The organism is Iodidimonas muriae (assembly GCF_014647255.1).
Classification (GTDB): domain Bacteria; phylum Pseudomonadota; class Alphaproteobacteria; order Sphingomonadales; family Rhodothalassiaceae; genus Iodidimonas; species Iodidimonas muriae.
Map to the genome: position 1 here is coordinate 466,540 of NZ_BMOV01000001.1, position 12,607 is coordinate 479,146.

At 55.3% G+C, this 12,607-nt stretch carries 9 protein-coding genes; 8 read left to right on the forward strand and 1 reads right to left on the reverse strand.

Going from position 1 to position 12,607, the window contains the following annotated elements:
- Positions 1-9: 9 nt before the first annotated feature.
- The 3 genes from dnaE (at position 10) to eno (ending at position 5,780) form a co-directional block, all read left to right on the forward strand.
- A complete protein-coding gene (gene dnaE / locus IEX96_RS01990; RefSeq protein ID WP_188873384.1) occupies positions 10-3,540 on the forward strand; it encodes a DNA polymerase III subunit alpha in 3,531 nt (1,176 codons plus the stop codon).
- A 3-nt stretch (positions 3,541-3,543) separates the two neighbouring features.
- Entirely contained in the window at positions 3,544-4,407 is an 864-nt protein-coding gene (locus tag IEX96_RS01995; RefSeq protein ID WP_188873385.1) for an NUDIX hydrolase, read from the forward strand.
- Positions 4,408-4,502: 95 nt separating this feature from the next.
- Entirely contained in the window at positions 4,503-5,780 is a 1,278-nt protein-coding gene (gene eno, locus IEX96_RS02000) for a phosphopyruvate hydratase (protein WP_150005890.1), read from the forward strand.
- A 59-nt stretch (positions 5,781-5,839) separates the two neighbouring features.
- Here the strand turns inward: eno and IEX96_RS02005 are convergent, their stop codons facing one another.
- Complete coding sequence (locus tag IEX96_RS02005) at positions 5,840-6,265, reverse strand: 3TM-type holin (RefSeq protein ID WP_150005891.1); 426 nt, start codon at positions 6,263-6,265, stop codon at positions 5,840-5,842.
- A gap of 279 nt (positions 6,266-6,544) precedes the next feature.
- Here IEX96_RS02005 and IEX96_RS02010 point away from each other — a divergent pair, with 279 nt between their 5' ends.
- The 5 genes from IEX96_RS02010 to lpdA all read left to right on the forward strand — a co-directional run bounded on the left by IEX96_RS02010 (position 6,545) and on the right by lpdA (position 12,607).
- Positions 6,545-6,847, forward strand: coding sequence for an FtsB family cell division protein (locus IEX96_RS02010; RefSeq protein WP_150005892.1), 303 nt, complete (start codon positions 6,545-6,547; stop codon positions 6,845-6,847).
- A 203-nt stretch (positions 6,848-7,050) separates the two neighbouring features.
- The gene (gene pdhA, locus IEX96_RS02015; RefSeq protein ID WP_188873386.1) at positions 7,051-8,082 is read left to right on the forward strand and encodes a pyruvate dehydrogenase (acetyl-transferring) E1 component subunit alpha; all 1,032 of its coding nucleotides are present in this window, start codon (positions 7,051-7,053) and stop codon (positions 8,080-8,082) included.
- A gap of 16 nt (positions 8,083-8,098) precedes the next feature.
- The gene (locus IEX96_RS02020) at positions 8,099-9,493 is read left to right on the forward strand and encodes a pyruvate dehydrogenase complex E1 component subunit beta (RefSeq protein WP_150005893.1); all 1,395 of its coding nucleotides are present in this window, start codon (positions 8,099-8,101) and stop codon (positions 9,491-9,493) included.
- A gap of 355 nt (positions 9,494-9,848) precedes the next feature.
- The gene (locus IEX96_RS02025; RefSeq protein ID WP_150005894.1) at positions 9,849-11,174 is read left to right on the forward strand and encodes a pyruvate dehydrogenase complex dihydrolipoamide acetyltransferase; all 1,326 of its coding nucleotides are present in this window, start codon (positions 9,849-9,851) and stop codon (positions 11,172-11,174) included.
- 32 nt (positions 11,175-11,206) lie between these two features.
- Positions 11,207-12,607, forward strand: a complete 1,401-nt coding sequence (gene lpdA / locus IEX96_RS02030) for a dihydrolipoyl dehydrogenase (protein WP_188873387.1) — start codon at positions 11,207-11,209, stop codon at positions 12,605-12,607.

Consider the following 12,607-nt stretch of genomic DNA (forward strand, 5'->3'; position numbering starts at 1 on the left):
GCCACAGTCATGTCTCATGCTGAATTTGTCCATTTGCGCGTTCACACGGCGTATTCGCTGTCGGAAGGTGCGATCCACATAAAGCACCTTGCCAGCCTGTGTGCTGAGCTCAAGATGCCTGCCGTCGCCATGACGGACACTGCCAATATGTTCGGTGCTTTGGAGTTTTCCGAAACACTGGCGGGAGCAGGGATCCAGCCTATTGTGGGTGTGACGCTACCGATCGAAAATCCTTATCTGGCCCTGCCGCGGTCTGGCCGCAAACCGGCTCCTGAAGCCTTGGTGTTTCTGGCCCAGAATCCGGTAGGTTATGCCAATCTGATGAAGTTGGTTTCAAAAGCGCATCTGGAAAGCGATGGCCATGAAGCGGCGCATATTACCATCGATGATTTGCGCGAAGATGGGCGCACGGAAGGTATTATCGCCTTTACTGGTGGCGCTTTGGGACCATTGGGGCATTTGCTGCGCGATGGGCAGATGGACAAGGCAAAGGCACTGCTGGATGATCTGACCGACCTGTTCCCCGGCCGGTTATATATGGAAATCCAGCGCCACGGGCTTGAGGAAGAGTCACAAACCGAAGCGGCTTTTCTCGATCTGGCCTATGAGCGGGATTTGCCCCTTGTGGCCACCAATCAGTGTTTTTTCCCCGATGCGTCCATGTATGAAGCCCATGATGCCTTATTGTGCATTGCCGAAGGCACCTATGTGGAAACCCGTGAACGCCGTCGGCTCACACCGGATCACGGTTTGAAGTCGGCACGGGAAATGGTGGCCCGGTTTTCCGATTTGCCCGAAGCCATCGAGAATACTTTGGTGATCGCAAAGCGTTGCGCCTTCAAAGTGGAAAAAGTGGCGCCGATTTTGCCGAATTTCGCCGCCGGCGCCGATATTTCTGAAGCGGATATGCTGCGCGATCAGGCCCATGCGGGGCTGTTAGAGCGATTAGAGAGTGCCGTTTATGCGGCATCTGATGATGAAGCGGCCCGTTCCGAAAAAGCCAAGCCATATTTTGAACGGCTCGATTATGAGCTGGATATCATCAACAAGATGGGGTTTCCCGGCTATTTCCTGATCGTTTCGGACTTTATTCAATGGGCAAAGGATCACGGTATTCCCGTGGGGCCGGGCCGTGGCTCCGGTGCCGGGTCTTTGGTTGCATGGGCTTTGCGCATCACCGATCTGGACCCATTGCGCTTTTCTTTGCTGTTCGAGCGCTTTCTCAATCCCGAACGTGTGTCCATGCCCGATTTCGACGTGGATTTTTGTCAGGACAAGCGCGAACAGGTGATCCGCTATGTTCAGGACAAATACGGTTTTGACCATGTGGCCCAGATCATCACCTTTGGAAAGCTGCAGGCGCGGGCGGTATTGCGCGATGTGGGGCGGGTGATGCAGCAGCCCTATCCGGTAACGGATCGCCTGTGCAAATTGGTGCCCAGCAATCCCGCAGACCCCAAAACACTGGCCGAAGCCATTGCCGAAGAGCCGCGCCTGCGCGAAGCCCGCCGTGACGATCCTTTGACCGCAGGGGTTATTGATCGTGCCCTGAAGCTGGAAGGGCTTTATCGCCATGCTTCGACCCATGCAGCGGGGGTGGTGATCGGTGACCGGCCACTGGATCAATTGGTGCCTTTATACCGTGATCCGCGTTCCCCCATGCCGGTAACCCAGTTCAATATGAAATGGGTGGAACAGGCTGGGCTGGTGAAGTTCGACTTTCTTGGCCTTAAAACCCTAACTGTGCTGGATTATGCGGTCCAGCATATTGCCGAACGGGGCATCACCGTGGATCTGGCGTCGGTGCCATTGGATGATCCCAAAACCTTCGAGCTGTTGTCCAGCGGGGATACGGCCGGGGTGTTCCAGCTTGAATCCACCGGCATGCGGGCCATGCTGAAGGGGCTAAAGCCGGATAAATTTGAAGATATCATCGCTATTGTGGCGCTTTACCGCCCCGGCCCCATGGAAAATATCCCCACCTATATCAGCCGTAAGCACGGCAAGGAGACGGTAGAATATCCCCATCCCATGATCGCCCATATCATGGAGGAAACATATGGCATCGCCATTTATCAGGAACAGGTGATGCAGATCGCCCAGGTGATGGCGGGCTATAGCCTTGGGGAAGCCGATCTCTTGCGCCGCGCCATGGGGAAAAAGCAGGTCGACGAGATGGACCGCCAGCGCACCCGCTTTGTGGACGGTGCGGCGAAGAACGGCGTGGACGAGGCCAAAGCCAATGAAATTTTTGATTTGTTGGCGAAATTTGCGGGCTACGGGTTCAACAAATCCCATGCTGCAGCATATGCACTGGTGGCCTATCATACCGCCTATTTGAAAGCCAATTTCCCGGTCGAATTCATGGCCGCATCCATGACACTGGATATGAACAACACCGACAAACTCGGTATGTTCAAAAAGGAATTGGCGAAAATGGGTATCCCGCTTTTATTGCCCGATGTGAACGCGTCCGATGTGGTGTTCCAGGTAGAGAAAGCCCCCGCCGATCCGGATGCAGATCCGGTGTCGCCGGATGATCCGCGTGCTGGCCTTGCTATTCGCTATGCTTTGGCGGCGATCAAGGGGGTGGGCGAAAAAGCCATGGAACAGCTTGTATCGGAACGCCGCGAAAACGGTCCCTTTAAAGATGTGTTCGATTTTGCCGAGCGGCTGGACCCCAGCTTGATCAACCGCCGCCAGATCGAACAATTGGCGGCGGCCGGAGCCTTTGATCGTCTGGACTCCAACCGCGCGCGCATGTCTGCTTGTGCCGAGATGCTGTTGCGCCATTCCCAGATGACGGCACAAACGCGCAACAGCAAACAGGTAAGCCTGTTCGGCGATGCAAGCGGCACCGGGATGGATCAACGCCCGCCCTTGCTATCGCGGCCACCTTGGGAGGATTCCGAACAATTGGCCCGCGAGCTTTCGGCCATTGGCTTTTATCTGTCGGCCCATCCCCTTGATGGCTATGCCACTGTGTTGCGGCGTTTCCGTGTGAAATCGGCGGCGGAAGTGACGTCTGGCGCGGATTATGTGGGCACCACGGTGAAAATGGCCGGAGCGATCGAAAGTTATGGCGAGCGCAAATCACGAGTGAAAAACCGGCCCTTCGGGGTGTTTGGCTTGTCCGATGCTTCGGGCGGGTTTGAAGTGATGGTGTTTGAGGATTCTTTGGAAAGTGCGCGGCTTTTGGTGGAAAAGGGCGAACCTATCGTTCTGGATGTGGAGGTGCGCCAGCGCCCCGATGACGATGCGGTCCGCCTGTCGGCCAAAGGAATGATGTCTTTGGAAACGGTGGCCGCGCAGTCCGATGCCGGGCTGGAGATTTATCTGGGCAATGGCAAGGTCGCCCCCATCATCGCCCAGCAAACAGAGCGGCACAAAGGCGGACGTGGGCAGATCCGCATCATCATGCAACTTGCCAATGGCTGTGAAGCGACAGTGGATCTACCGGGACTATATCGGGTCACGCCTGCCCTTGCCGGGGCCATTGGCTCATTGGATGGCGTGATAGATGTGGTGCAAGAGGAGTGAGCGATGAATTGGCCGCAGGGCTTTAAGCCGGTGAACGCCGAGCCCGCCGCTTCGGTGTTGCTGGTACGTGATGGAGGGCAGGGGCTAGAGGTCTTGATGGTGGAACGTAGCCGCGCCATGACCTTTGCCAGCGGCATGTTGGTGTTTCCCGGTGGGCGGGTCGATGCTGCCGATAAATCCACGGCCTTGCAGCAAGCAACGGATCATAATGGACGGGAAGGCCGACGCTTGCCCCGCGATTGGCCGTTTCGGGTGGCCGCTATCCGCGAAGTTTTTGAAGAAACGGGGCTGATTTGTGCCCGAACGGGGATACGCAACCGCTTACCGGCAGAACAACAGCGACAACGGCTGGCCCGCAGCTATCGCTACCGCCTGCATCAAGGGGCTTTATCCTTTAAAAGCCTGGTCCGTCTTGCCGGTTTACGGTTGCCTTTGGCGGATCTGATGCCTTTCGCCCATTGGATTACGCCGGAACTCTCACCCAAGCGGTTTGATACGCGCTTTTATCTGGCGCGCGCGCCTTATGATCAGAAAGCCTCGTCGGACGGTATTGAAAATTTGCATCTGGAATGGCGCAGGCCGTGTGATCTGTTGGCAGCGTGGGAGGCTGGCGTGCAACCCCTGATGTTTCCCACCCGCCTTAATCTGATGAAGCTGGCGCGGGCGGATACGGTGGCGGATGCCTTGCGCCAGACCCGACAAACGCCGGTGATTACAGTGACGCCGGAAATTATCGGTACGGGAAAGCGCCGATTGGTAATCCCTGAAGAGGCGGGATTTGGCCTTACCATCGCCACACAGCATGATCTTCATCCCATTGAGCGCACTTTGGTGTCTGACGAGGCGAAATCTGCTTTGAAATTGTGAAAATTACGCCAAGACGGTTGCCGGAACTGACACTTGGGAGTAGGGATAACACGCATAATATTTCCTATTTTCCACCATTTTTGGGAGAAATTGTCTTGAGCGCCATTCTTGATATTATTGGCCGCGAAATCCTCGATTCACGCGGCAATCCCACGGTCGAGGTTGATGTTATCCTTGATAATGGCGGGTTTGGGCGGGCAGCCGTTCCATCTGGCGCCTCAACCGGTGCCCATGAAGCGGTGGAACTGCGCGATGGTGGCGGCCGTTATGGCGGCAAAGGTGTGTTGAAAGCCGTCGATCAGGTGAATGGTGAATTGTTCGATGCGCTGTCTGGCCTTGATGCGGAACATCAGGTGGAAATCGATCAGATCATGATCGATCTGGACGGCACGGAAAATAAAGGCCGTTTGGGCGCCAATGCCATTCTGGGTGTCAGCCTGGCCGTTGCCAAGGCCGCAGCCGATGGTTTGGGGCAGCCGCTTTATCGGTATCTGGGTGGCCCGTCCGCGCGGATTTTGCCGCTTCCCATGATGAACATCATCAATGGGGGCGAACATGCCGACAATGCCATCGACGTGCAGGAATTCATGATTATGCCGGCAACGGCTGCGACCATGGCCGATGCCGTGCGAATGGGAGCGGAAGTGTTCCATGCCCTGAAGAAAAAGCTGGGTGGCATGGGTTTGTCCACGTCTGTTGGTGATGAAGGCGGCTTTGCTCCGGCGCTCCGCAGCACCACCGAGGCGCTGGATGTGATCATGGATGCCATTGGCGATGCCGGATATAAAGCAGGCGAAGATGTGCTTCTTGCCCTTGATGCGGCCTCGACAGAATTTTTCAAAGACGGCAAATATGTCCTTGCTGGTGAAGGAAAATCCCTCAATTCTGAAGAGCTTGTGGCCTATTGGCAAACACTTGCGCAGTCCTATCCCATTGTCTCCATCGAAGATGGCATGGCCGAAGATGACTGGGCCGGTTGGGCCGCGCTTACCGAAGCCTTGGGCAAAAATGTGCAGCTTGTGGGGGATGATGTGTTCGTCACCAATCCGGCGCGTCTTGCGCGGGGGATCGAAGAAGGTGTCGGCAATTCCATTCTGGTGAAAGTGAACCAGATCGGCACGTTGACAGAAACACTGGCGGCCGTGGATATGGCCCAGCGGGCTGGCTATACGGCGGTGATGTCGCACCGGTCCGGTGAAACAGAAGATTCCACCATTGCCGATCTGGCGGTGGCCACCAATTGCGGCCAGATCAAAACCGGGTCATTAGCGCGGTCTGATCGGTTGGCTAAATACAATCAATTGATGCGCATTGAAGAAGAGCTGGGGGCGGCAGCCGATTATGCCGGGGGGCATGCTTTGAAGCAGCGCTGACAGGTTTTGGCAAAAGCTTTATCAGGCAAGGCAGCTTGCGGGCTGCCTTGCCTGCTTGTTTATCGGTGCTTTACCTTTTCACGGGAAACGCCGCTGCGTTTTTCATAGGTTCGCAAGCCCGCCATGCCCAACATGGCAAGAACCAATTCCATCAAACTGTCTGAGGCCACTTGGGGCAGGCTATAGGTCAGCTCCAACCCTGCCAATGTCAGTCCCCATTGCAGGATGGGGGCAAGGATAAACTGCCATGCCAAAGCCGCCCCGCAGACCCAGCCGATAAAAGGCCGCCAGCCAGCAACGAATAAAGAGGCGTGTTTGGCTTCCTCTGCATTGACGGCCATCTGTGCCAGATTCAGCTTCGACAATGTCATATGCAGTTCGTGTTTGAGCCTTGCGGCTTGATCTTTATCGGTGACAAGGCTGTCCACCACCCCGAAAACACGGTCCACAAGCCCCGTTAAGGCATCGAAAGCCGGTAATGCCATCAAGCATTCTCCTGATTATAAGCTCGTGGAGGTTTTTGGATGGCTTTAAATTATCCAAATAGGATAAAATGTCAAGAAAAATAGGCTATTTTGGTGAAATTAAATGTCTGTGGCGCGTTTATTTTATGATTTTCTGAATCCTGTCAAAGACTTGGACGTTCGTTCCCCATTTTTAAAAACAAGGACTAAAAAATTGAATCTCCACAATTTTTTCTTGATCGAACATGGCGCATGTGATTCGATTCACTTATGAGGTCCAGCATTTCCATACAGCGCCGCATGCGTCGTGCCGTCGTGCCCGCCTTGTTGATCATGGTGCTCGGCTATTTCCTGTTTCATGCGATTCAGGGGGAACACGGCCTGTTGGCTTTGCGGGAGTTGGAGAAGAAAGCCCGGGTTTTGGAGTTACGCGCTGAGAGCATGGCTGATAAGCGCCAATCACTTGAGGCGCGTGTGGCTCTTTTGCGGCCGGACAATCTCGATCCTGATATGTTGGATGAACAAGCGCGTCGATCCCTTGGTTTTGTTCATCCCGACGAGGTTGTTGTGCTTGACCCTGATCGCCTGATCACCCCTTATTAGCTTGGTATCCGGTGGTTTTTTTGCTGCGCTGCAGTATGGCTTGCGCATGAAGTCGGGCGCTTTTTCCTTTGAAAACAAGCGTCCTCACCGATATTGATGGAAGCGGCTTGGCGACCTGATGGAAAGGTCCCGGGCTGGAAATGGACAGTCGTTTCCTGTGTAACCGAATTTATATCCTGTTCCTCTTGAAGACGGGTCGCTTGATGGCAAAGACTTCTCCCCCCCGATCCAGCAAAACGTCCGGCAGCAACGCAAAGGCATTGCCTGAATATAAGGCCAGCCGCGACGAGATGCTGGACTTTTATAAACAGATGACACTCATCCGCCGTTTCGAGGAAAAGGCCGGCCAGCTTTATGGCATGGGCCTGATCGGTGGATTTTGTCATTTGTATATTGGTCAGGAAGCCGTGGCTGTTGGCTTTCAATCGGCTCTGAAAGAAGGGGATAGCATCATTACCGGCTATCGCGCCCATGGCCATGCCATTGTGAGCGGAGCCTCCCCCAAATCCGTGATGGCGGAATTGACGGGCCGTTCTGGCGGCATTGCCAAGGGGAAGGGCGGGTCGATGCATATGTTCGATCCCAAAGCCGGTTTTTTTGGTGGGCATGGGATCGTTGGCGCGCAGGTGCCTTTGGGCACGGGCCTTGCCTTTGCAGCCAAATATAAGGGCACCGATAATGTGGTGTTGACCTATTTTGGCGATGGCGCAGCCAATCAGGGCCAGGTCTATGAAGCCTTCAACATGGCCAAGCTGTGGAATCTTCCGGTGATTTATATCATCGAGAATAATCAATATGCCATGGGCACGTCTGTGGCCCGGTCTTCGGGGCAGCAAGAGCTTTACAAGCGTGGAGAAAGCTTCGGTATTCCCGGCAAGCTGGTGGATGGCATGAATGTGCTTGAAGTGCGGGCGGCCGCCGATGCGGCTGTGAAGCATGTGCGCGAAGGAAACGGGCCGATTCTTCTGGAATTGAAAACCTATCGCTATCGTGGCCATTCCATGTCCGATCCGGCGAAATACCGCACACGCGATGAGGTGCAAACCACCCGTGAAGAACGCGATCCCATCGAGTTTATCAAGAAGCGGTTGCTGGAAGACGGTGCTGAGGAAGATATGCTGAAATCCATCGATAAAGAGATCAAGGACGAGGTGTCGGAGGTTGCGGATTATGCCCGCAATGCCCCTGAACCCGATCCATCCGAGCTTTATACCGACATTCTCGTCGAGTCTTGAGGAGCGCGAGACAGCTATGACCATTGAAATCACGATGCCCGCGCTGTCGCCGACCATGGAGTCGGGGACGTTGTCCAAATGGTTGAAGTCGGAAGGCGACAGTGTTGCCGCTGGCGACATCATCGCCGAAATCGAAACCGACAAGGCCACCATGGAAGTGGAAGCGGTGGATGAAGGCACCATCGGGAAGTTGCTGGTGGCCGAAGGCACCGAAGATGTGCCTGTCGGTGATGTGATCGCCTTGCTGCTGGAAGATGGCGAAGACAAAGCCGCGCTGGACGGGGCTGGCACACAAGCTGCTGAAAAAGCCTCTGCGGCAAAAGCCGACGATAGCGCCTCTGATGATAATGACGAACCGGCGGAGCGCCCGACGCGCCCTGCAGAGCCGATGATCGCTGATGAAGAAGAAATTCCTGCCGGCACGGAAATGGTCAAGCAAACGGTGCGGGAAGCCCTGCGCGATGCCATGGCCGAAGAAATGCGCCGCGATGACATGGTGTTTGTCATGGGCGAAGAAGTGGCGGAATACCAAGGTGCCTATAAGGTTACCCAGGGCTTGCTGGAAGAGTTCGGCGATAAACGCGTGATTGATACGCCGATCACCGAATATGGCTTTGCCGGTCTTGGCACCGGGGCCGCACTTGGTGGCTTGAAGCCGGTGATCGAGTTCATGACGTTCAATTTCGCCATGCAGGCCATTGATCATATCATCAATTCGGCGGCCAAACAGCGCTATATGGCCGGTGGCAAAGTGGATGTGCCGGTGGTGTTCCGTGGCCCCAATGGGGCGGCGGCGCGGGTGGCGGCACAGCACAGCCAGAATTTTGCGTCCTGGTATGCCTCCGTCCCCGGTCTGAAGGTGGTGGCTCCTTATTCTGCTGCGGATGCCAAAGGCTTGTTGAAAGCGGCGATCCGCGATCCCAATCCGGTGGTGTTTTTGGAAAATGAAATCATTTACGGCCAAAGCTTCGATGTGCCGAAACTGGATGATTTTGTGCTCCCCATCGGCAAGGCGAAAGTGGTGCGCCAAGGCTCGGATGTGACCATTGTTGCCTATTCCATCGCTGTGCGCGAGGCCTTGGCTGCGGCTGAAACTTTGGCGGAAGAAGGCATCGAGGCGGAAGTGGTGGATCTGCGCAGCTTGCGGCCTTTGGATTTGCCGACGGTGGTTCAATCGGTGCGCAAAACCAATCGCTGCGTGGTCGCGGAAGAAGGCTGGCCCGTTTGCTCTATCGCGAGCGAGATTTCGGCGCGATTGATGGAAGATGCGTTCGATTATCTGGATGCGCCGGTATTGCGGGTGAGCGATGAAGATACGCCCACGCCTTATGCTGCCAATCTGGAAAAGCTGTGGTTGCTTTCGCCGGATCGCATTGTGAAGGCTGTGAAAAAAGTGTGCTACCGCGATTGAACTTGGCGGGGCCGAATTTTAAGGAAGCCCGTTCCTGCATGTGGGGCGGGTTTCCTTTTCTGCTCTATTTGTACCACCTTTGATGTGCCACTTTTTTTCTAACTATCTGATAAAATGGAAAAAGGTAAAAATTTTTCGGATTTTATCCATAGTGGAGAAAGAGGCCAGAACAGGGCGGATGATACCGGGCCCGAGATCAGCCCGCTGGATCAAAAAGCCCATCCTGCCATGCCGACAGGACACTCAATCTCGGCATTGAGATTTTTCGCGCCCCTGTGCAAAAAGGGGCATGCTCTAGGTTCGAACAGGTGCGCATCATCAGCGTGTCGCCCCGCACAGAAGAGGGAACAGTTTCATGCCCATTAAAATTCTTATGCCGGCGCTGTCGCCAACCATGGAAACGGGAACGCTGGCCAAATGGCTGGTGAAAGAAGGGGATGAGGTTTCATCGGGCGATATTATCGCCGAAATCGAAACCGACAAAGCCACCATGGAAGTGGAATCGGTGGATGAAGGGCGTGTGGGCAAGATCGTTGTTGCGGAAGGCACGGAAGATGTGCCGGTGAATGATGTGATCGCCTTGTTGCTGGAAGACGGTGAAGACGAAAGCGCCCTTGAAGGGGCCGGTGGTGATGCATCTGACGGGTCTGCACAAAAGGCATCGGAAAGCGAAGCCCCAGTAAAGCAGCCGGAAGCCTCGGATAGCAAGGCGACGGATGCCAAAGCGCCTGCGGCGCCCGTATCCGATGATGGTGGCCGTGTATTTGCCTCACCTTTGGCGCGCCGTATGGCTCAGCAACTGGGCCTGGATCTTGCGGCGATCAAAGGCAGCGGTCCAAAAGGGCGGATCGTGAAAGCCGATATCGAAGCGGCCAAAGATGGCAAAGCGGCCCCTGCAACTGCTGATAAGGCGGCCTCGCAGGACAAGGCAGTCCCATCGGCTCCGGCACCGGCCGGGGTTGATGTGCCGGGCTTTGAACCGCCGGCGGATGTGCCTTATGATGAAGTGAAGCTGTCCGGGATGCGCAAGATTATCGCCAAGCGCATGACCCAATCCAAATCCCATGTGCCGCATTTCTATCTCACCATAGATGTGGAACTTGAAAAGTTGATGGCGCAAAGAAAGGCGCTGAATACCCGCCTTGAAGGCGAGGGCGTCAAGATATCGGTCAATGATTTCATCATTCGCGCCTCTGCTTTGGCACTGAAAAAAGTGCCGCAGGCCAATGCCATGTTCGCAGGCGATAAGGCTTATCTGTTCAAACGGCAGGATATTTCTGTGGCGGTGGCTGTTGATGGCGGGCTTGTTACCCCTGTGGTGCGCGATGCCGGATCAAAGGGGTTGGCCCAGATCAGCGGTGAAATGAAGGAACTGGCTACAAAGGCGCGTGACGGTAAGCTGATGCCCGAAGATTATCAGGGCGGCACCTTTTCGATCTCCAATCTGGGAATGTTCGGCATCCGCGAATTCGGGGCGGTGATCAATCCGCCGCAAGGGGCTATTCTGGCCGTTGGTGCGGGGGAAAAGCGCGCTGTGGTCGATGGCGATGCGGTGGCCATCAAACTGGTGATGACGGTGACATTGGCAGTGGATCATCGGGTGCTGGACGGGGCCTTCGGGGCCGAATTCCTCAAGGCCTTCAAGGGCTATATCGAAGATCCCATGACCATGCTTTTGTGATTATTGCCGGAACACGATAAAGGGACAAACAGATGAGCGAGACAAAATTCGACCTGATCGTGATCGGCGCGGGGCCGGGTGGCTATGTGGCCGCTATTCGTGCGGCGCAATTGGGCCTGAAAACCGCGATCATCGAGCGCGAGCATCTGGGCGGCATCTGCCTCAATTGGGGCTGTATCCCCACCAAGGCGCTTTTGCGCACCTCCGAGATTAAACATTATCTGGATAATGCAGCCGATTTTGGATTGTCTGTCAAAGAGGTAGGGTTCGATCTTAAGAAAGTGGTTGCACGGTCACGCAAGGTGGCTGGGCAGCTGAATACCGGTGTGAAGGGTCTGCTCAAGAAAAACAAAGTAACCACCATCATGGGAGAAGCCAAGCTCAAGGGCAAAGGCAAGATCACCGTGAAGGCGGACGGAAAAACCACCGAATTGCAAGCCAAAGACATCATCCTTGCCACCGGTGCGCGGGCGCGAGAGCTGCCGCATTTGAAGGCCGACGGCAAGCTGGTCTGGACCTATAAACATGCCATGACGCCGGAGGTTATGCCCAAATCCCTGCTGGTTGTGGGGTCCGGGGCCATCGGGGTAGAGTTCGCCAGCTTCTACCGCGATATGGGGGCGGAGGTGACCATCATCGAGATGATGGACCGCGTTTTACCGGTGGAAGATGAAGACGTATCGGCTTTTGCCAAGAAGCAGTTTGAAAAGCAGGGCATGAAGATCGTCCTTGGCGCCAGTGTGGAAAAGATCGACACCAAGTCCGAGTGTGTGACCGCCCATATCAAAGGCAAAGACGGTAAAACCACGCAACTGACCGTGGACCGGATGATTTTGGCCATCGGCATCACCGGCAATGTGGAAAATCTTGGCCTTGAAGAGGCCGGGGTGAAGGTGGACCGCGGCCATGTGGTGGCCGATGAATGGGGGCGCACCGGTGTTGATGGCATCTGGGCCATCGGGGATATTTCCGGCCCGCCTTGGCTTGCCCATAAAGCCAGCCATGAAGGGGTCATCGCCGTTGAAAAAATCGCCGGTGTCAAAGGCCTTCACCCGATGAAGAAAGACCTGATCCCCGGTTGTACCTATGCGCGGCCACAAGTGGCCTCGGTAGGGCTTACGGAAAAGCAGGCAAAAGAAGCGGGCCATAAGGTGAAAGTGGGTAAATTCCCCTTCATCGGTAATGGTAAGGCCATCGCATTGGGCGAGCCTGAAGGCTTTATCAAAACCGTATTCGATGAAAAAACCGGCGAGCTTCTGGGGGCCCATATGATCGGGGCGGAGGTGACCGAACTGATCCAGGGCTATGCGGTGGCAAAATCGCTGGAGACGACGGAAGCCGAGTTGATGCACACCATCTTCCCGCATCCGACCCTTTCGGAAATGATGCATGAAAGTGTACTCGATGCCTATGACCGCGCCATCCATTACTAA

Excerpts from the sequence above, each read along its gene's own strand:
- dnaE (WP_188873384.1), top strand. The coding sequence starts at position 10 with ATGTCTCATGCTGAATTTGTCCATTTGCGCGTTCACACGGCGTATTCG.
- IEX96_RS01995 (WP_188873385.1), top strand. The coding sequence starts at position 3,544 with ATGAATTGGCCGCAGGGCTTTAAGCCGGTGAACGCCGAGCCCGCCGCT.
- IEX96_RS02005 (WP_150005891.1), bottom strand. The coding sequence starts at position 6,265 with ATGGCATTACCGGCTTTCGATGCCTTAACGGGGCTTGTGGACCGTGTT.
- IEX96_RS02010 (WP_150005892.1), top strand. The coding sequence starts at position 6,545 with ATGCGTCGTGCCGTCGTGCCCGCCTTGTTGATCATGGTGCTCGGCTAT.
- pdhA (WP_188873386.1), top strand. The coding sequence starts at position 7,051 with ATGGCAAAGACTTCTCCCCCCCGATCCAGCAAAACGTCCGGCAGCAAC.
- IEX96_RS02020 (WP_150005893.1), top strand. The coding sequence starts at position 8,099 with ATGACCATTGAAATCACGATGCCCGCGCTGTCGCCGACCATGGAGTCG.
- IEX96_RS02025 (WP_150005894.1), top strand. The coding sequence starts at position 9,849 with ATGCCCATTAAAATTCTTATGCCGGCGCTGTCGCCAACCATGGAAACG.
- lpdA (WP_188873387.1), top strand. The coding sequence starts at position 11,207 with ATGAGCGAGACAAAATTCGACCTGATCGTGATCGGCGCGGGGCCGGGT.